We start from the raw sequence: 19,064 nt of genomic DNA, 5'->3' as shown, positions 1-19,064 counted from the left end.
CCGACCGCGGGTGCGACGGGCCGCCGCTGGTGTGGTGGTCATCGGCGCCCCCTCCCGCGCACGGCTCGGGAACTCTTGGTCCCCCGGCGAGAGGCTAAGGCAAACCCGGTGGCCGCAACAGGGGGCGGCGACCGGGTTCGACGTGAATCATGCGCGTATTACCCGTTGCGACGCTGCTCGCGCCCGGTGGGAGCGGCGGTGTGCGAATCGTGCGCCGGAGTACCGTCTGTCGGATCGACGACTGCCGCCTCCGCCCGGCCGGGGGCGTCCGACGGGCCCTGCTGGGGGAACCGGTCGGGCAGCCGACGCAGCCGGGAGTTCATGTTGCGGATCAGCAGTACGGTGGCGGTCGCCAGGACGAGGATGAGGAAGAGGCCCATCGGCCCGGCCAGCCCACCCGAGCGGGTGTCCCCGAAGTTGTTCTGGGCGAGCACCTGTGCGGCGGTCAGCATGGCGTTCCTCCGGTGTGCGGTTGGTGACCAGGGTAGCCCTCGGCCGGATCAGCCGGCATGGGCCGTCTCGCGCACCCCGGCGAAGAGGTCCGACTCGGGCAGCGGGCTGTCGACCAGCGAGCGGACCAGCTCGAAGTCCTCCGTCGGCCAGGCCCGCCGCTGCATCTCCATCGGCACCTGGAACCAGAAGCCGTCCGGGTCGATCTGGGTGGCGTGGGCGCGCAGCGCGTCGTCGCGGACCGGGAAGTAGTCGGCGCACTCCACCCGGGTGGTGATCCGGGGGCCCTTGTCGGGGCGGTCCTCCCAGCGCTTGATCCACTCTTCGTAGGGCGAAGTCATACCGGCGGCGAGCAGCCCCTCGTGCAGCGCCATGATCTTGCCCTTGGAGAAGCCGATGTCGTAGTAGAGCTTCAGCGGCTGCCACGGCTCGCCCAGCTCCGGATAGCGCTCCGGGTCGCCGGCGGCCTCGAACGCGGCCACGCTGACCCTGTGGGTCATGATGTGGTCCGGGTGCGGGTAGCCGCCCTCCTCGTCGTACGTGGTGACGACGTGCGGACGGAACTGGCGCATCAGCCGCACCAGCGGGCCGGCGGCCACCTCGACGTCCTGGAGGGCGAAGCAGCCCTCGGGCAGCGGGGGCAGCGGGTCGCCCTCGGGCAGGCCGGAGTCGACGAAGCCGAGCCACGCCTGCTCGACGCCGAGGATCGCCCGGGCGGCGTCCATCTCCGCCCGGCGGACCTCGGCGATGTTGGCCCACACGTCCGGCCGGTCCATCTTCGGGTTGAGCACGCTGCCGCGCTCGCCGCCGGTGCACGTCACCACCAGGACGTCCACGCCCTCGGCGACGTACTTCGCCATGGTCGCGGCACCCTTGCTCGACTCGTCGTCGGGGTGTGCGTGGACGGCCATCAGTCGCAGTTGCTCTGCCAACGTCGGCGCTCCTCGTCTCTGCCGGCCGGCGGACCCCCCGCGGGACCGCCCGGCTGACCTGCCGGAATCCTCCCCCGCGCCGGAACCCGCCGGTGCCGACCTGTCATATTTGACGAGGGACGGGCTGGGAGGATGGAACCCTGCCATTCTTGCCGATGCCGCCGACAACGAGGCCAGGAGATACCCGCTGGTGACCGAGACGCCCGCCACACTTCCGCCGCGCGCGCCGACCTTCCCGCCGGGGCGGTACGGCCGCCGCCGGGAGGCCGGGCGGCGCCGACCGCTGCTCACCGCGCTCCTGGTGATCGCTCTGCTCGCGGTCATGACCCTGGTCGCGGTGCGGCTCTACCGGCAGTACGGCGACCCGAACTACGACGCCGAGGTGATCACCTACGGCGGGATCACCGACAGCCAGGTGCTGGTCGACTTCCGGGTCACCGTGCCCGCGGGCGGGTCGGCGGTCTGCCTGCTGCGCGCCCGCGACCGCGACGGCGCCGAGCTGACCCGCGAGCAGGTGACGGTGACCGCCCCACCCGGCCAGCGGCAGGTCACCGCGCAGCACCGGCTGACCACCACGGCGCGACCCTTCATCGGCGAGGTGGTGCGCTGCCGGCCGGCCTGAGCGTCCACCCGCCCGGCCGGAGCGGGCGGGCCACCGACCGGAGCCGGCGACGCGCGGTCTGAGCAGCCACGACGCGGACCCGTCCCTTCGCCGGCACCCCTTCCGGCGGCCCGGGAACGGCGGCAGCGCCGACGCTCGCGCACACCCCGTGTCGTACCGCACTGGTAACTTGGAGTTTCACCTGTCAGCCAGCACGCACAACTGAGGAGAACGCCTGTGTCCACTGGCAACGAGGCGCCCGCCACCTGGCTGTCCCAGGACGCATTCGACCGGCTCCAGGGGGAGCTCGACGAGCTGATCGCCAACCGGCCGGTCATCGCCGCCGAGATCAACGCCCGGCGCGAGGAGGGCGACCTGCGGGAGAACGGTGGCTACCATGCCGCCCGCGAGGAGCAGGGCAAGGCCGAGGGGCGGATCCTCTACCTCAAGGAGCTGCTCCGCACCGCCAAGGTGGGTGCGGCGCCCGCCGCCGACGTGGTGTCGCCCGGCATGGTCGTGACGATCTTCTTCGACGACGACAAGGACGACACCGAGACGTTCCTGCTGGGCTCGCGGGAGATCGCGTCCACCACCGAGCTGACGGTCTACAGCCCCGAGTCGGCGCTGGGCCAGGCGATCCTGGGTGGCCGGGCCGGCCAGACCTGCACCTACACGGCCCCGAGCGGGGCCGACATCAAGGTGACCGTGGTCAGCTTCAGCCCGTTCTCCGGCTGACCCGCGCCGCCCGTCGGGCGGCGACGAGCGACCCGGCGAGGCGTGACACCCACGGGTGTCACGCCTCGCCGGCGAAGACCACCTGGTAGCCGCTGGCCCGCAAGGCGCTGATCAGCGTGTCGGAGTGCTCGACGCCACGCGTCTCCACCGAGAGCGCCACCTCCACCTCACCCAGGCGCAGATGCGGATTGGCCCGCTGGTGCTCCACGTCCACCACGTTCGCCCGGTGCTCGGCGATCTCGCCGAGCAGCGACGCGAGCTGACCGGGGCGGTCCGAGCAGCGCACGGTCACCCGCAGGTAGCGCCCGGCGGCAGCGAGCCCGTGCTCGATCACCCGGAGCATCAGCAGGGGGTCGATGTTGCCGCCGGAGAGCACCGCCACGACCGGCGCCTGCACCTCGACGATGCCCGCCAGCAGCGCGGCCACGCCCACGGCGCCGGCCGGCTCGACCACCTGCTTGCCCCGCTCCAGCAGCATCAGCAGCGCCCGGGAGATGTCCTCCTCGGAGACCGTGACGATCTCGTCCACCAGCTTGCGGACGTGGGTGAAGGTGATCTCTCCCGGCCGGCCGACCGCGATGCCGTCCGCGATGGTGCCGAACGCCGGGAGGCGCACCGGCTCGCCGGCCACCAGGGAGGGCGGGAAGGCCGCCGCGCCGGCCGCCTGCACGCCGATGATCCGCACGTCGGGCCGAAGCGCCTTGGCCGCCACCGCCATGCCGGACACCAGCCCGCCACCGCCCACGCCGGTGATGATCGTCCGAACCTCGGGGCACTGTTCGAGGATCTCCAGGGCCACCGTGCCCTGGCCGGCGATCACGTCCCGGTGGTCGAACGGGTGGATCAGCGTCGCGCCGGTCCGCTCGGCGTAGCTGTGCGCCGCGACCAGGGACTCGTCCACGGTGTTGCCGACCAGCTCGATCTGGGCGCCGTACCCCTTGGTGGCGGCCACCTTCGGCAGCGGCGCGTTCACCGGCATGAAGACCGTGGCGTGCGTGCCCAGCAGGCCGGCGGCGAGCGCCACGCCCTGGGCGTGGTTGCCGGCGCTCGCCGCCACCACGCCGTCGGCCCGCTCCGCCGCCGAGAGCCGGGAGATCCGCACGTACGCGCCGCGCACCTTGTAGGAGCCGGCGCGTTGCAGGTTCTCGCACTTGAGCCACGTCGGCCCGCCCAGCGCCGCGCTGAGCGGCCGGGAGGGCTCCAGCGGGGTGGTCCGGACGACGCCCGCGAGCAGTTCCCGCGCGGCCCGTACGTCGGCGAGACCGACCAGTTCCGTCATGCCCTGATCGTGCCACCCCCGCCCCCCGCGCCGACGCGCGCACGCCACCTCTCAGACGGCGGCGGGTATGCGGGGGTAGCTGGGGGCGTGGCGGGCCCAGGGTGCCTGGAGCTCGAACTGGCCGGCGACGCCGAGCAGCAGCAGTTCGCTGCCGGGCGGGCCGATCAGCTGCACGGCGACCGGCAGGCCGTCGGGGCGGCGGCCGACCGGCACCACCAACGCGGGCAGGCCGGCGATGTTCCACGGCGCGGCGAACGGGGCGTACCGGATGTTGGCCAGCATGTTGGCCCGCCAGGACCGACCGGACCAGCCGTCGGCCTCCGGCGGCGCGGTGGCCAGGGCCGGGGTGAGCAGCAGGTCGACCGAGTGGTCGGCGAAGAAGCCGATCGAGCGCTCGCGCCAGGCGGCCCGGTCGGCCTCCCGGACGTACCCGCGCCGCTGCGCCCACTCGCCGAGGGCGACGTGCCGGCGGCTGCGCCGCTGGAGGCCGCGCCGGTCCAGCCCGGCGGCACGGACGTCGGCCGCCGCCGCGGCGAGCCAGGTGGCGATGCCCTGGAGGCCCAGCGCGGTGGGGTACACCGGATCGGCCGGCACGGTGTCGTGCCCCGCGCCGGCGAGCAGCCGACCGGCGGCGGCCACCGCGTCCCGGTTGGGCGCGTCGGCGTGCACGCCCCGCACCGGCGAGCGGAGCGAGACGCCCACCCGCAGCCGCTGCGGCGGCACCAGTTTCTCCGGGCGGCGACCCGCCAGCACCGAGAAGCCGACCGCCGCGTCGGCGACCGTGCTGGTCAGCATGCCGTGCTCGGTGAGGCCGAACCAGTCCTCCGCGCCGAGCTGGCACGGGACCACGCCCCGGCCCGGCTTGAGCCCGACCAGGCCGCAGCAGGCCGCCGGGATGCGGATCGAGCCGAGGCCGTCGTTGCCGTGCGCGATCGGCACCAGGCCGGCCGCGACCGCGGCTGCGGCGCCGCCGGAGGAGCCGCCGGGGGTCCGCCGGAGGTCCCAGGGATTGCGGGTGACGGCGGTCTCGTCGTCGGTGATGCCCCAGAGGCCGAGCTCCGGCATCCGGGTCACCCCGAGGATCACCGCGCCGGCGCCGCGCAGCCGGCGGACCACCTCGTGGTCGGCCTCGGCGACCGGCGTACGCACCGCGGCCGACCCGTTCCAGGTGGGCAGCCCCGCCACGGGGGTGTTCTCCTTGACCGCCACCGGCACCCCGGCCAGCGGCAGGTTGGCCAGGTCCTCCTGCTCGTCGACCTTCTCGGCCTCGGTGATCGCCTCCCCGCCGCGTACCGTGCGGAACGCGGCGAGGTCGGCGTCGACCCGGGCGATGTGGTCGAGGTGGTCCGCGACGACCTGGGTGGCCGTGACGTCGCCGCGACGTACGCCCCGGGCGATCTGCTTGGCGGTCGCCCCCACCCAGGTCGGCATGATGTCCTGCACGGCCACCCTCCCTCACCAGCGGTCAGCCCAGCGCCTGCTCCAGATCGGCGAGCAGGTCGTCGACCGTCTCGATGCCGACAGACAGTCGCACGAGATCGCCGGGAACTTCAAGCGGCGAGCCGGCAGCACTTGCGTGTGTCATCCGCCCCGGGTGTTCGATCAGGGACTCCACGCCGCCGAGGGACTCGGCGAGCACGAAGAGCTTGGCCCGGTTGCAGACCTCGACGGCGTGCTCCTCGCCACCTGCGGCCCGGAACGAGATCATCCCACCGAACCGGTGCATCTGCTTCGCCGCCACCTCGTGGCCCGGGTGGCTGGGCAGCCCCGGGTAGATGACCTGACCGACCTTGGCGTGCCCGTCGAGGTAGGCCGCGATCCGCTCGGCGTTGTCGCAGTGCCGGTCCATGCGTACGCCCAGCGTCTTGATCCCGCGCAGGGTCAGCCACGCGTCGAAGGGGCCGTTGATCGCGCCCATCGCGTTCTGGTGGTAGCGCAACTCCTCGCCCAGCCCGGCGTCGGCCGTGACCAGCGCGCCACCGACCACGTCGGAGTGGCCGCCGATGTACTTGGTGGTGGAGTGGACCACGACGTCCGCGCCGTACGCGATCGGCTGCTGGAGGTACGGCGAGGCGAAGGTGTTGTCGACGACCAGCAGGGCACCCGCGTCGTGCGCGACGCCGGCCAGTGCCGCGATGTCGGCGATGCCGAGCAGCGGGTTGGTGGGCGTCTCCACCCAGACGACCCGGGTCCGACCCGGCTCGACGGCGGCCCGGATCGCGTCCGGGTCGGAGACCTTGGCCGGGGTGAAGTCCAGTCCCCAGCGCTGGGCGACCCGGGCGAAGAGCCGGTACGTGCCGCCGTACGCGTCGTCGGGGATCACCACGTGGTCGCCCGGCTTGCAGACGGTACGCAGCAGGGCGTCCTCGGCGGCGAGGCCGCTGGCGAAGGCCAGACCGACCTGGCCGCCCTCCAGCGCGGCGAGGCACTCCTGGAGCGCGTCGCGGGTGGGGTTGCCGGAACGGCTGTATTCGTAGCCCAGGCGGGGCGCGCCGACGGCGTCCTGGGCGTAGGTGCTGGTCTGGTAGATCGGTGGGATCACCGCGCCGGTGCGGGCCTCGGGGTCCTGACCGGCGTGGATGGCGAGCGTCTCGAAGCCGTGACTCATTCCCGTGAGGCTAGCCGCCCGCGCGAGGGGGCGGCGGGACAACCCGCGCGACGGCGCGGCCCTCCGACGGCGGCCGGGGAGTGGCATTACCCTGCCGGGGTGAGCGGGTGCGTGTTCTGCGGGATCGTGGCGGGCGAGGTCCCGGCGTTCCGGGTCGCCGACGAGCCGGAGGGGGTGGCGTTCCTCGACACCCGGCCGGTCTTCAAGGGGCACGTGCTGGTGGTGCCGCGCGCCCACCTGGTCACCCTGGCCGACCTGCCGGCCGAGGCGCTGGCCGGCTACTTCGGCCTGGTACGCCGGCTCGCGGTGGCCGTGGAGGCCGGCCTGGGGGCCGGCGGCACCTTCGTGGCGATGAACAACCGGGTGTCCCAGTCCGTCCCGCACCTGCACACCCACGTGGTGCCCCGGACGAAGGGCGACGGGCTGCGCGGCTTCTTCTGGCCCCGCACCCGCTACGCCGACGACGCCGAGGCCGAGTCCTACGCCGCCCGGGTCTCCGCGGCCCGGTGACGCCGAGCGTCGCCGGCCTTCGCCGGCCGGCCGGCCGGCCGACCGACCGCCCGCACGCTCGCGGAGCCGCGGCAAGCGACACGGCGCGCGCCGGCGCGCCCACCCGACTCAGGACGGCCGACCCTCACGGCTCAGGACGGCCGACCCTCACGACGGCGACGGAGAGTGACGGCGCGCATGATGACGGTGCGTGATCGCAGGTGCCAGCGTCGGCAAGCCTCCCTTGCTCGCTTTGCTCTGCAGCCACAACCGCACCACCGGCCTGAGCTGCGCCGACGTCGGGTCCGGCTTTGCTCGCCTCGACGTGGACCGTCACCGTCGGTCACCGGTGCTTATGTGGCTGCAGAGCAAAGCGGTCGAGCGAGGAACGCCTGGGGCGCGACCAGTGTCACCCAGCGTGGCAGTCGCGTGACGGGCTGACCCGCTCGGCGCGCTTGGTTCGAGGCGGGCGGCCGGACGTCGCCTGAGTGGGGGTGGAGCGGGTAAGGAAGGCGGGCCCGGCGGTGTTGCACGCTGGGAGAGGTACGAGAGGAGTCCCACCGTGTTCCTGCGCCACAAGAAGGCCGAACTGCCCACCCCCGACCAGGCCCTGCCGGGTCGCCTGATCGCCATGCCGATCGCCGACCGGCACGAGGTGCTGGGCACCCCGCTCAAGGGTCCGTTCCCGGAGGGCTCGCGGGTGGCAGTGTTCGGCATGGGCTGTTTCTGGGGCGCCGAGCGGCTGTTCTGGACCCTGCCGGGCGTGTTCACCACGTCGGCCGGCTACGCGGGTGGCATCACGCCGAACCCGACGTACGAGGAGGTGTGCTCGGGCATGACGGGGCACGCCGAGGTGGTCCAGGTGGTCTACGACCCCGCCACGATCAGCTACGAGGACCTGCTGAAGGTCTTCTGGGAGAACCACGACCCGACCCAGGGCATGCGCCAGGGCAACGACGTGGGCACCCAGTACCGGTCGGCGATCTACGCAACCACCGACGAGCAGGTCGCCACCGCGCAGGCGTCGCGGGACGCGTTCGCGCCGATCGTGGCGCGTGCCGGCAAGGGCGAGATCACCACGGAGATCGAGCGCCTCGGCGAGTACTACTTCGCGGAGGACCACCACCAGCAGTACCTGGCGCCGACGAAGAACCCGAACGGGTACTGCAACCACGGCCCGAACGGGCTGAGCTGCCCGGTGGGCGTCGCCCGCACGTCCGGCTGAGCCGGCGACGACGACCACGGCGACGACGGTCGCGATCGGGTCTGCGGTGTTTGTCACACCGCGGGCCCGATCCGATTCGGGCACCCCGCCGGGGCGGGGCGGGAAAGGCGTCGAGATCGGGGACCCCGGGCGCGTGGCGCGCATGATAGCAACCGCCCGGCTTCAGCGGCATCAGCTCAACGGGCGAATCCCGCTCGCCTCTGGCAACATTGCCTCGCATGTGCGGACTTGCGGGAGAGTTCCGCCGTGACGGCTCACGCGCCGACGTGTCGGCGGTGGAGCGCATGGCGGCCACCATGAGCGACCGAGGGCCCGACGACAGCGGCGTCTGGGCCCAGGGCCCGACGGCCCTCGGACACCGGCGCCTGAAGATCATCGACCTCTCCGCCGCGAGCGGACAACCGCTGGTCGATCCCGGGGCTGGCTTGACCGGCGTCTTCAACGGGTGCGTCTACAACTACCGCGAGCTGCGCGCGGAGCTCCAGGCCAGGGGCCACCGGTTCTTCTCCTCGGGCGACAGCGAGGTGGTGCTCAAGGCGTACGCGGAGTGGGGGCTGGACTTCGTCGACCATCTGGTCGGCATGTTCGCCGTGGCGATCAGCGAGCGGGACACCGGTCGGCTGGTGCTGGCCCGGGACCGACTCGGCATCAAGCCGCTCTACCTGGCCGAGACGCCCGGCGCGGTGCGCTTCGCCAGCACCCTGCCCGCGCTGCTGGCCGGGGGCGGGATCGACACGGGCATCGACCCGGTCGCGCTCGCGCACTACCTGAGCTTCCACAGCATCGTGCCGCCGCCGCGCACCATCCTGCGCGGGGTCACCAAGCTGCCCCCGGCGACCGTACGGGTCTACGAGGCCGACGGGCGCGTCTCCGAGCGGGTCTACTGGGACCCGGCCTTCACCCGCTCCGCCGAGCGGGCCGGCTGGTCCGAGAAGGACTGGCAGGACGCGCTGCTGGAGTCGCTGACCACCGCCGTACGCCGGCGGATGGTCGCCGACGTGCCGGTCGGCGTGCTGCTCTCCGGCGGCCTGGACTCCAGCCTGGTGGTCGCCCTGCTGGCCGGCGAGGGCCAGCGCGGGCTCTCCACCTTCTCCATCGGCTTCGACGCGGTGGGCGGCCGGGAGGGCGACGAGTTCCGCTACTCGGACCTCGTCGCGAAGACGTTCGACACCGACCACCACCAGATCCGGGTGGCCGCCGCCGACCTGGTGCCGCCGCTGGAGGCGGCCGTCGCCGCGATGTCCGAGCCGATGGTCAGCCACGACTGCGTGGCGTTCTACCTGCTCAGCGAGGTGGTGGCACAGCACGTCAAGGTGGTCCAGTCCGGCCAGGGCGCGGACGAGATCCTCGGCGGCTACCACTGGTACCCGCCGCTGGCCCGCGTCGACCGGGACCGGGCGCTCGACACGTACGCCGGGGCCTTCTTCGACCGCGACGCGGCCGGGCTGGCCCGGGTGCTGAACCCGGCCTGGCTGACCGACGGCGACCCGGCGCGGGAGTTCGTGGCCGCGCACCTCGGCCGGGCCGGCGCCGAGACCGCGGTCGACGCCGGCCTGCGGCTCGACACGCAGGTGATGCTGACCGACGATCCGGTGAAGCGGGTGGACAACATGACGATGGCGCACGGGCTGGAGGCCCGGGTGCCGTTCCTCGACCACGAGTTCGTCGAGCTCGCCGCGAGCTGCCCGCCGGAGCTCAAGCTGGCGCAGGGCGGCAAGGGGGTGCTCAAGGAGATCGGCCGACGGGTGCTGCCGAACGAGGTGATCGACCGGCCGAAGGGCTACTTCCCCGTGCCCGGCCTCACCCACCTGGAGGGCAAGCTCCTCGACCGGGTACGCGACGCGCTCTGCGCGCCCGAGGCCCGCCGCCGCGACCTCTTCCGCACCGACTACGTCGACGCCCTGCTCGCCGACCCGAACGCCGAACTGACCCCGTTGAACGGAAACAAGCTGTGGCAACTCGGACTCCTGGAAATGTGGCTCCAGAGCCACGGGATCGACTGACCGTGACCGACACCCTGGCGACCGGCCCCGTCCGGCCCGGCCGCTTCCGCGACCACCGCCGACGGGAGCCGGTCGGCCCCGGCGGCGACCCGATGGCCCCGGGCGCGCCGGAGCCCCCGTCCCGCGAGGGCGACACCGACGTGGTGCTGGACTGCGGCTGGGGGCGGCTCGTCTTCGGGCAGACCTTCGCCGACCAGGGCGCCGTCGCCGCCGTGCTGCGCTCCGAGGCCGCCGGCTCCCGGGACATCTGCATCTACCTGCGCGACCCGCACGTGCTGGTGTCCCGGCTCCCCGACGAGCTCTTCATCGACCCGTCGCTGACCTACCGGCTGCCGCTCGGCGGCGATCGGCCGACCGGTGACGGCGACGTGCCGGGGCTGGCCGTCCGCCCGCTGGCCGACGCCGCGGACGCGGACGCCGTGAACCGGATATACGCCCGCAACGGCATGGTCACCGCCGGAGTCGACGTGCTCGTGGCCAACGCGCACACCGACCGGTTCCTGCACCTGGTCGCCGAGGACGCCGCCGGCGGGATCGTCGGCACCATCACCGGTGTCGACCACGTGGCGGTCTTCGACGACCCGGAGAACGGCGCCAGCCTGTGGTGCCTCACCGTCGACTTCAACACCGCGCCACCCGGGACCGGCCAGGCGCTGATCACCGCGCTGGCCGCCCGGCTGGTGGAGCGGGGCCGGGCGTACGTGGACCTGTCGGTGCTCGCCGAGAACGCCGGGGCGATCCGCCTCTACGAGCGGCTCGGCTTCTACCGGACGTCGACGCTCTGCGTGAAGCGGAAGAACCCGATCAACGAGCGGCTCTTCCTGCCCGCCACGCCCGAGGGGTACGACGAGCTCAACCCGTACGCCAGGATCGTCGCCGACGAGGCGATGCGGCGCGGCATCCGGGTGGAGGTCACCGACCCGGCCTGGGGCGAGCTGCGGCTGAGCAACGGCGGGCGGACCGTGCTGACCCGCGAGTCGCTGTCGGAGCTGACCTCCGCGGTGGCGATGAGCCGCTGCGACGACAAGCGGGTCACCCGGCGGATCCTCGCCGAGGCGGGGCTCTCCGTACCGCGCGGCCGGACCGCCACCGGTGGCGACGGCGACACCGCCTTCCTCGCCGAGGTCGGCCGGGTGGTGGTGAAGCCGGCCCGGGGCGAGCAGGGCAACGGCATCACGGTGGGCGTTCGGACTCCCGAGGCGCTGGCCGCCGCCGTCGAGCTGGCCGCCCGGTTCTGCCCCGACGTGCTGATCGAGGAGATGCGCGCCGGCGAGGACCTGCGCGTCGTCGTCATCGACCACGAGGTGGTGGCCGCCGCGCTCCGGCGCCCCGCCTCGATCACCGGCGACGGGGTGCACGACATCGCCGAGCTGATCGAGCGGCAGAGCCGTCGCCGGGCCGCCGCCACCGGTGGCGAGTCCCGGATCCCGCTCGACGACATGACCCGCGACGTGCTCGCCGAGGCCGGCCACGAGCTGCACGACGTGCTGCCCGAGGGGCAGGTGCTGGCCGTACGCCGGACCGCGAACCTGCACACCGGCGGCACCATCCACGACGTCACCGCCGAGCTGCACCCGGCGATCGCCGAGGCGTGCGTGGCGGCCAGCCGGGCGCTCGACATCCCCGTCACCGGGCTGGACCTGCTGGTCGGCGCCCCGGACCGGCCGGAGCACGTGTTCATCGAAGCCAACGAGCGGCCCGGCCTGGCCAACCACGAGCCGCAGCCGACCGCCGAGCGCTTCGTGGACCTGCTCTTCCCCGGCACCCGGGCGCCGCAGCGGCTCTGGACCCCGGCCGGCCCGGGAGGTGCCGCGTGAGCCCGAGGCCCCTGGAGATCGACCTGGACTACCTGCGCCAGGTGCTGCTGGAGCTGCTGGAGATCCCGAGCCCGTCGGGGCGTACGGACCACGTGCAGCAGTACGTCGGCGAGCGGCTCTCCGCGCTCGGCATCCCCTCCACGCTGACCCGGCGCGGCGCGCTCAGCGCCTGCCTGCCCGGCCCCCGCTCCACGGGCGCCGACCGGGCGATCGTGGTGCACACCGACACCATCGGCGGCATGGTGAAGCGGCTGAAGGAGAACGGCCGGCTGGAGCTGAAGACGATCGGTACGCACAGCGCCCGGTTCGCCGAGGGCGCGCACGTGCGGATCTTCACCGACGACCTGGAGCGGGTGATCACCGGCCAGGTGCTGCCGCTCAAGGCCAGCGGCCACCGCTACAACGACGACGTGGACCTCCAGGGCGTCGGCTGGCAGCACGTCGAGGTCCGGGTCGACGAGCCGGTCGAGGACATCGCCGGGCTGCGCGCCCTCGGCATCGACGCGGGCGACTTCGTGGCGTTCCTGCCGAACCCGACGATCACCCCCTCGGGGTACGTCAAGTCCCGGCACCTCGACGACAAGGCCGGCGTGGCCGCCGTCCTCACCGCGCTCAAGGCGATGGTCGACGCCGGCGTACGCCCGGCGGTCACCGCGCACCTGCTAGTCACCGTGACCGAGGAGATCGGGCACGGCGCCTCGCACGGGCTCGACCCCGACGTGGCGGAGATCGTGTCGGTGGACGCGGCGGTGGTGGCGCCCGGCCAGCAGTCCCGCGAGGACGCGGCCACGCTGGCGATGGGCGACGGCGTGGGCCCGTTCGACTACCACCTGACCCGCAACCTGGCCTCGATCGCCGCCGAGCACGGGGTGGAGCTGGTACGCGACGTCTTCGAGTACTACCGGTCGGACGTGGCGGCGGCCGTGGAGGCCGGGGCGCACGCCCGGGTGGCGCTGCTCGGCTTCGGCGTGGACGCCACCCACGGGCACGAGCGCACCCACCTCGACGGGCTGCGCCAGCTCACCCAGCTGCTCTGCCTCTACCTCCAGAGCGATCTGGTCTTCCCCGAGTGGGACGCCGAGCCGGAGGGCGACCTGGCCGACTTCCCCTCGCTGGCCGTGCAGCCCGCCAACGAGGAGGGCCCCCGCGAGGGCCCGATCGGCATCGCCGAGGCCCTCTGACGCCCGCCGGATATTCCCGGGGACCGTGTGATCGAAATCCGTTGCCGGAGGTCGCCGTCGCTCGATAACGTGGCCGTACACGGGAAAGGAGGTGGTCCAGACTTGTATAGCAATCGGACTCGTGAGGTGGCTGTCCGCTAGCCGCTGTCCTCGACAGTAAACTCGTCCGCCGCGAGGCGGGCACAGCACCATCGTCGAGACCGTGTGGCAGCGGTGCGGCGAAACCACGACAGCCACCCGACCCCCGGGGTGCCGGCCCAGTCCAGCCGGCCCGCGCGCGAGCGCGGAAGCCCCGGGGGTCGACCCTTTTCGCAGGCCGGGTGGCCGGATCAGCCGGAGGACGCCGTGTCGATGCGCGAGCTGGTGGTGCTCGGGACGGCCAGCCAGGCCCCCACCCGGCGACGCAACCACAACGGGTACGTTCTGCGCTGGGACGACGAGGTGATCCTCTTCGACCCCGGCGAGGGCAGCCAGCGGCAGCTCCTGCACACCACCGTCACCGCCACCGACCTGACCCGGATCTGCGTCACCCACTTCCACGGCGACCACTGCCTCGGCCTGCCCGGCACCATCCAGCGGCTCTCGCTGGACCGGGTGCCGCACCCGGTGGCGGTGCACTTCCCGGCCGGCGGCGCCGAGTACTTCGCGCGCCTGCGGCACGCCTCCAGCTTCCACGAGACCGCCGAGCTGCGTGTCGAGCCCGTCGAGGCCGACGGGCAGCGGATCACCCTGGGCGTCGGCACGCTGGAGGCCCGCCGGCTGCGGCACCCCGTCGAGACGTACGGCTACCGGCTGGTCGAGCCGGACGGCTGCCGGATGCTGCCGGAGCGGCTGGCCGCGTACGGCATCGCCGGGCCGGCCGTCGGGGAGCTGATCCGCGTCGGCCACCTCGACCTCGACGGGCGCCGCGTCACCCGCGAGGAGGTGAGCGTGCCGAGGCCCGGGCAGCGGTTCGCCTTCGTGATGGACACCGGGCTCTGCGACGGGGTGTACGCCCTCGCCGAGCACGCCGACCTGCTGGTCATCGAGTCGACGTTCCTCGACTCGGAGGCCGCGTTGGCCGCCGACGTCGGCCACCTCACGGCGGGCCAGGCCGCGCGGGTGGCGGCCGAGTCGGGCGTACGCCGGCTCGTGCTCACCCACTTCTCCCAGCGCTACGCCGACGCGGGCCGTTTCGCCGACGAGGCCCGCGCGCACTTCGACGGCGACCTGGTGATCGCCGAGGACCTGGCGACCGTGCAGGTCCCGCCCCGGCGGGTAGCCTCGGGCGGGTGACGGTCACCCTGCGTCCCGCCACCGTCGACGATCTGATGGCGGTGGGCGCGCTGCACCAGCGTTCCCGGGTCGCCGCCTACGCGGCCTTCCTGCCGGCGGAGGCGCTGGCCGACCCGACGCCCGAGGCGATGGGCGCCTACTGGACCGAGCGGTGGACGTGGGAGCGCGACGAGCACCGGATGACCGTGGTCGAGCGCGACGGCCGGCTGGTCGGGTTCAGCTACCTCGGCCCGGACGACGAGGGCGACCCGGCGACCGGCCTGCTCAACGCCATCCACCTCGAACCCGCCGAACGCGGCCGGGGCACCGGCCGTGAGCTGATGGTCGACGCGCTGGACGCCATGCGGGCACGCGGCTGGTCCCGCGCGACGCTGTGGGTGCTGCGGGACAACGCGCACGCCCGCCGCTTCTACGAGCGCGGCGGCTGGGCCTCCACCGGCACCGAACGCGACGAACACGTCGGCCCGGTGGTCGTGCCCCAGCTCCGGTACGCCCGCCGGCTCTGAGCGCCGACGTGCCCGCCGTCCGGCGCGGGCAGGGCACGCACGGCGAGGGCCCTCTCCCCGGCCGGGGAGAGGGCCCTCGTGCGGATGCCCCGTGCCTGTCAGCGTGCGCCGAGGTGGGCCAGCAGATCCTGCCGGGTGAGGACGCCCTTGGGCTTGCCGTCGACCAGCACCAGCGCGGCGTCGGACTTCTCCAGCAGGCCGACCGCCTCGCTCACCGGCTGCCCGCCGCCGATCATCGGCAGCGGATCGGCCATGTGCCGCTCGATGGTGTCGTGCAGGTGCGCCTGGCCGGTGAAGAGCGCGTCGAGCAGGTCCTTCTCGGCGATCGAGCCGGCCACCTCGCCGGTCACCACGGGAGGCTCGGCCTTGAGCACCGGCAGCTGCGAGACGCCGTACTCGCGCATGTAGTCGATCGCGTCGCGGACCGTCTCGGTGGGGTGCACGTGCACCAGCTCGGGCAGGCCGCCCGGCTTGCCGGCCAGCGCGTCGGCGACGGTCGGCTCGGTGCCCGAGTTGTCCAGGAAGCCGTAGCGGGCCATCCAGGTGTCGTTGAAGATCTTGGACAGGTAGCCCTTGCCGCTGTCCGGCAGCAGCACCACGACCACGTCGTCCGGGCCGGCCTTGCGGGCCACCTCCAGGGCGGCCACCACGGCCATCCCGCAGGAGCCGCCGACCAGCAGCCCCTCCTCGCGGGCCAGCCGCCGGGTCATCTCGAAGGACGCCTTGTCGGAGACCTCGATGATCTCGTCGGCGACACCCCGGTCGTAGGTCTCCGGCCAGAAGTCCTCGCCGACGCCCTCGACGAGGTAGGGACGGCCGGTGCCGCCGGAGTAGACCGAGCCCTCCGGGTCGGCGCCGACGACCCTCACCCGCCCCTCCGAGGCCTCCTTCAGGTAGCGCCCGATGCCGGAGATGGTGCCGCCGGTGCCGACGCCCGTCACGAAGTGGGTGATCTCGCCCCCGGTCTGCTCCCACAGCTCGGGACCGGTGGTTTCGTAGTGCGAGCGCGGGTTGGCCGGGTTGCTGTACTGGTTGGGCTTCCAGGCCCCGGGGATCTCCCGGGCCAGCCGGTCGGAGACGTTGTAGTAGGAGCGCGGGTCCTCCGGCGCGACGGCGGTCGGGCAGACCACCACCTCCGCGCCGTACGCGCGCAGCACGTCCTGCTTGTCCTGGCTGACCTTGTCGGGGCAGACGAAGACGCACCTGTAGCCGCGCAGCTGCGCCACCAGCGCCAGGCCGACGCCGGTGTTGCCGCTCGTCGGCTCGACGATCGTGCCGCCGGGCTGGAGGAGGCCCGCCTTCTCCGCGTCCTCCACCATCCGCAGCGCGATCCGGTCCTTCACCGAGCCGCCCGGGTTGAGGTACTCCACCTTCGCCAGGACGGTGGCCTGGATACCGGCCGTGACGTTGCGCAGCCGTACCAGCGGGGTGTTGCCGATCATCTCGACGACGTTGTCGTAGTACCGCACCTCGTTGTGCCCTTCTCCTCCGGCGCCGCCGGCGGCGGCCGGGCAGACGTCTTCTCGACGCCCCAGGGTACGTGGGTTCAGGGCGCCACGTGCCCGGGGATCACGGAGGCGCGACGCGCCTCCCACTCCAGGAACCGCTCGGTCTCGGCGAGCACGCTGCCGGCCAGCCAGGTCACCATGACCGCGTCGTCCGCGAGCCCGAAGATGGCCAGCGGGATCTCGGGGACCAGGTCGATCGGCGAGACGATGTACGCCGTCGCCGCGGTCATCAGGGCCAGCCGCAGGCCGCCGTCGTACTCGCCGCGGGTGGTCGCCCGGATCATCCGGGGCAGTGCGGCCAGCCGCGCCCCGATCGACGGCCCGCCCCGCGCCCCGGCCGCGAGCGCCCGGGCCAGCGCGCTGAACGCCGCGCTCCGCTTCAATGTCTTCCCCATGTTCGGCCCCTCTCCAGTGCCAGGGTGACGCGCCGGCGCAACCGTCCCCCGTTCATCCGTACGGATACCCAACGCCGGCACCTTCCAGGCACCCGTGAGCCCACTCGACGACAGCGGCGTGTCGTGCCGGCGCGATAATGTCGCTGTATGGGGGTCGCTGGTTCCGCCGTCCCGACCGGTCCGCGCTGGCAGCGCGCCCGGCAGATCGCCCGTGTGGCGGCGATCGGCACGGGCGCCACGGCGGCGGCCGTGGTGGCGACGGGCGGCGTGCTCCTCGGGCAGGCCCGGCAGGCCCGGCGGACGATCCCGATGGCCGAGGCGCCGCCGCCCCGCATCGACGGGGTCTACGGCGCGAAGCTGCCCGGCCCACCGGTCACCATGGTGGTGCTGGGCGACTCGTCGGCCGCCGGCTACGGCGTGCACCGCCGCCGGGAGACGCTCGGCGCCCTGCTCGCCACCGGCCTTTCCCGCCGCCTGCAACGCCCCGTCCGGCTGCACCGCTTCGCGGTGGTGGGCGCGATCTCGGCGGTGCTGCGGCACCAGGTGGAGGCGGCGCTGGAGTGCCGGCCCGACGTGGCGGTGATCCTGATCGGCGGCAACGACGTCACCAACCGCGCGCCGTTCGCCCTGGCGGTGCGCTACCTGGTCGAGGCGGTCCGCACGCTGCGCGCCGCCGGCTGCGAGGTGGTCGTCGGCACCTGCCCCGACCTGGGCGCGATCCAGCCGATCCAGCCGCCGCTGCGCTGGCTGGCCCGGCGCTGGAGCCGGCAGCTCGCCGCCGCCCAGACGGTGGCCGTGGTCGAGGCCGGCGGCTGGACGGTCTCCCTCGGCGACCTGCTCGGGCCCCGGTTCGCCGCGGAACCGACCCGGATGTTCGGCTGGGACCGGTTCCACCCCTCGGCGGAGGGCTACGCGATGGCCGCCGCCGCGCTGCTGCCGACCGTGCTGTCCGCGCTCGGCGGGACCCAGGAACGCCGCCCGGAGCTGGCCCGGGGCGAGGGCGTACGGTCGCTGCCGCGAGCCGCCCACGAGGCGGCCCGCAACGCGGGCACCGAGGTCAGCGGCACCCGGGTCAGGGGGCGCGAGCGCGGCCCCGCCGGCCGGTGGGCGCAGTTGCGCCGACGGGCCTTCTTCGGTGTCGGCGCGGTGCCGCAGCCCGGCTCCGCCGCCGACTCACCCACACTGGAGGGACTGGCATGAGCGAGCGCTTCATCCCCTCGGGGCTCGCCAACAGACTGGGTCGGGCGGCGACACTCAGCCTGATCGCCGGCACGGTCGGCGGCGCCGCCGTCCTCGCCGGTCAGGCGTTCGCCGCCCGGCACCGGCGCTACGCCCAGCCGGAACTCGCGCTGGCCCTGCGGGCCACGGTCGGGCGCGCCGGCGCGCCACCGCTGCGGCTGGTGCTGCTCGGTGACTCGTCCGCGCTCGGCGTCGGGGTGGGACGCCTCGACGAGACCATCGGCGGGCAGTTGGCCAACCTGCTCGCCGAGGGCCCGAGCGGCCGACGGGTGCAGCTGTCCAGCGTCGGGGTCTCCGGCTCGCGCTCGACGGACCTGGCCACCCAGGTCGCCCGGGCGCTGCTGGGCGAGCGTCCCGACGTGGCGGTGATCCTGATCGGCGCCAACGACGCCACCGCCATGCGGCGCCCGGCGGAGGCCGCCGCCTACCTCGGGGCCGCCGTGCACCGGCTGCGCGAGGCCCGGGTGGAGGTCGTCGTCGGCACCTGCCCCGACCTCGGCGCCGTACGCGCGATCGCCCCGCCGCTGCGACACGTCGTCGGCTGGTCCGGGCGGCGGGTGGCCCGGGCCCAGACGGCGGCGGTGCTCGACGCCGGCGGCACGGTGGTCGACCTGGCCACCGAGACCGGCCCGGTGTTCCGGGCCGACGCCGGGACGCTCTGCCACGACGGCTACCACCCCTCGGCCGATGGCTACCGCGTCTGGGCGCACGCCCTGCTGCCCGCCGTCGCGGCGGCGGCCGCGGTCGCCTCCCGGCACTGACCGCCGGCCGCCGGTGCGGGGTGACATTTCCCGTCCGGCGGGCAGCTTCCGTCCGAAGTT

At 73.8% G+C, this 19,064-nt stretch carries 17 protein-coding genes and 1 pseudogene; 11 read left to right on the top strand and 7 right to left on the bottom strand.

The genetic code is table 11. The features are described from left to right. Positions 1-158: 158 nt before the first annotated feature. On the bottom strand, positions 159-452 hold the full coding sequence (locus V6V16_RS00695) for a hypothetical protein (RefSeq protein WP_334558480.1): 294 nt from the start codon (positions 450-452) through the stop codon (positions 159-161). Positions 453-500: 48 nt separating this feature from the next. Next, on the bottom strand, positions 501-1,382 hold the full coding sequence (gene mca, locus V6V16_RS00690) for a mycothiol conjugate amidase Mca (RefSeq protein ID WP_334558478.1): 882 nt from the start codon (positions 1,380-1,382) through the stop codon (positions 501-503). A gap of 190 nt (positions 1,383-1,572) precedes the next feature. Here mca and V6V16_RS00685 point away from each other — a divergent pair, with 190 nt between their 5' ends. Both V6V16_RS00685 and greA read left to right on the top strand, forming a co-directional pair. Continuing rightward, complete coding sequence (locus V6V16_RS00685; protein WP_334558476.1) at positions 1,573-2,004, top strand: DUF4307 domain-containing protein; 432 nt, start codon at positions 1,573-1,575, stop codon at positions 2,002-2,004. A gap of 216 nt (positions 2,005-2,220) precedes the next feature. Next, positions 2,221-2,718, top strand: a complete 498-nt coding sequence (gene greA, locus V6V16_RS00680) for a transcription elongation factor GreA (RefSeq protein WP_334558475.1) — start codon at positions 2,221-2,223, stop codon at positions 2,716-2,718. A 58-nt stretch (positions 2,719-2,776) separates the two neighbouring features. Here greA and ilvA read toward each other — a convergent pair whose 3' ends face one another. Genes ilvA through V6V16_RS00665 form a run of 3 tightly spaced genes read right to left on the bottom strand, consistent with a single transcriptional unit; the run spans position 2,777 to position 6,605 of the window. Beyond that, positions 2,777-3,997 carry a threonine ammonia-lyase gene (gene ilvA / locus V6V16_RS00675; RefSeq protein WP_334558474.1) on the bottom strand — a complete coding sequence of 407 codons (1,221 nt, stop codon included), beginning with the start codon at positions 3,995-3,997 and terminating at the stop codon, positions 2,777-2,779. Between the two features lie 51 nt (positions 3,998-4,048). Beyond that, positions 4,049-5,446, bottom strand: coding sequence for an amidase (locus V6V16_RS00670; RefSeq protein WP_334558473.1), 1,398 nt, complete (start codon positions 5,444-5,446; stop codon positions 4,049-4,051). 16 nt (positions 5,447-5,462) lie between these two features. Further along, positions 5,463-6,605: a cystathionine gamma-synthase gene (locus V6V16_RS00665; protein WP_334558472.1), complete on the bottom strand. Its 1,143-nt coding sequence runs from the start codon at positions 6,603-6,605 to the stop codon at positions 5,463-5,465. A 99-nt stretch (positions 6,606-6,704) separates the two neighbouring features. Between V6V16_RS00665 and V6V16_RS00660 the strand changes: the two genes are divergently transcribed. From V6V16_RS00660 to V6V16_RS00630, 7 genes are all read left to right on the top strand, one after another. After that, complete coding sequence (locus V6V16_RS00660; protein WP_334558470.1) at positions 6,705-7,115, top strand: HIT family protein; 411 nt, start codon at positions 6,705-6,707, stop codon at positions 7,113-7,115. A gap of 541 nt (positions 7,116-7,656) precedes the next feature. After that, positions 7,657-8,319: a peptide-methionine (S)-S-oxide reductase MsrA gene (msrA, locus tag V6V16_RS00655; RefSeq protein WP_334558469.1), complete on the top strand. Its 663-nt coding sequence runs from the start codon at positions 7,657-7,659 to the stop codon at positions 8,317-8,319. Positions 8,320-8,537: 218 nt separating this feature from the next. After that, entirely contained in the window at positions 8,538-10,322 is a 1,785-nt protein-coding gene (locus V6V16_RS00650; RefSeq protein WP_334558468.1) for an N-acetylglutaminylglutamine amidotransferase, read from the top strand. A 2-nt stretch (positions 10,323-10,324) separates the two neighbouring features. Next, positions 10,325-12,139, top strand: a complete 1,815-nt coding sequence (ngg, locus tag V6V16_RS00645) for an N-acetylglutaminylglutamine synthetase (RefSeq protein WP_334558467.1) — start codon at positions 10,325-10,327, stop codon at positions 12,137-12,139. Further along, on the top strand, positions 12,136-13,320 hold the full coding sequence (locus tag V6V16_RS00640) for an osmoprotectant NAGGN system M42 family peptidase (RefSeq protein ID WP_334558465.1): 1,185 nt from the start codon (positions 12,136-12,138) through the stop codon (positions 13,318-13,320). The genes ngg and V6V16_RS00640 overlap by 4 nt, the downstream gene beginning before the upstream one ends. A gap of 345 nt (positions 13,321-13,665) precedes the next feature. Continuing rightward, a complete protein-coding gene (locus V6V16_RS00635; protein WP_334558463.1) occupies positions 13,666-14,595 on the top strand; it encodes a ribonuclease Z in 930 nt (309 codons plus the stop codon). After that, positions 14,592-15,101: a GNAT family N-acetyltransferase gene (locus V6V16_RS00630; protein WP_334558462.1), complete on the top strand. Its 510-nt coding sequence runs from the start codon at positions 14,592-14,594 to the stop codon at positions 15,099-15,101. Before V6V16_RS00635 ends, V6V16_RS00630 begins: the two co-directional genes overlap by 4 nt. Positions 15,102-15,199: 98 nt before the next feature. Here the strand turns inward: V6V16_RS00630 and V6V16_RS00625 are convergent, their stop codons facing one another. Next, complete coding sequence (locus V6V16_RS00625) at positions 15,200-16,570, bottom strand: cystathionine beta-synthase (protein ID WP_334558461.1); 1,371 nt, start codon at positions 16,568-16,570, stop codon at positions 15,200-15,202. 77 nt (positions 16,571-16,647) lie between these two features. Beyond that, complete coding sequence (locus tag V6V16_RS00620; protein WP_334558460.1) at positions 16,648-17,004, bottom strand: YkvA family protein; 357 nt, start codon at positions 17,002-17,004, stop codon at positions 16,648-16,650. A gap of 147 nt (positions 17,005-17,151) precedes the next feature. Between V6V16_RS00620 and V6V16_RS00615 the strand changes: the two are divergent. After that, positions 17,152-18,212: pseudogene (locus V6V16_RS00615) on the top strand (SGNH/GDSL hydrolase family protein); the annotation flags it as partial. After that, entirely contained in the window at positions 18,201-19,004 is an 804-nt protein-coding gene (locus tag V6V16_RS00610; protein ID WP_334558456.1) for an SGNH/GDSL hydrolase family protein, read from the top strand. The pseudogene V6V16_RS00615 and the gene V6V16_RS00610, both read left to right, overlap by 12 nt. Positions 19,005-19,064: the final 60 nt, after the last annotated feature.

The organism is Micromonospora sp. CPCC 205561 (assembly GCF_036906775.1).
In the GTDB taxonomy this organism is placed as follows: domain Bacteria; phylum Actinomycetota; class Actinomycetes; order Mycobacteriales; family Micromonosporaceae; genus Micromonospora.
The sequence above is the reverse complement of the archived record's forward strand: the minus strand, read 5'-3'. Positions and strand labels throughout refer to the sequence as shown.

What these genes read in the sequence shown, in the direction of transcription:
- V6V16_RS00695 (WP_334558480.1), bottom strand. Translation starts at nt 452, where the DNA reads ATGCTGACCGCCGCACAGGTGCTCGCCCAGAACAACTTCGGGGACACC.
- ilvA (WP_334558474.1), bottom strand. Translation starts at nt 3,997, where the DNA reads ATGACGGAACTGGTCGGTCTCGCCGACGTACGGGCCGCGCGGGAACTG.
- V6V16_RS00665 (WP_334558472.1), bottom strand. Translation starts at nt 6,605, where the DNA reads ATGAGTCACGGCTTCGAGACGCTCGCCATCCACGCCGGTCAGGACCCC.
- V6V16_RS00650 (WP_334558468.1), top strand. Translation starts at nt 8,538, where the DNA reads ATGTGCGGACTTGCGGGAGAGTTCCGCCGTGACGGCTCACGCGCCGAC.
- V6V16_RS00620 (WP_334558460.1), bottom strand. Translation starts at nt 17,004, where the DNA reads ATGGGGAAGACATTGAAGCGGAGCGCGGCGTTCAGCGCGCTGGCCCGG.
- V6V16_RS00610 (WP_334558456.1), top strand. Translation starts at nt 18,201, where the DNA reads ATGAGCGAGCGCTTCATCCCCTCGGGGCTCGCCAACAGACTGGGTCGG.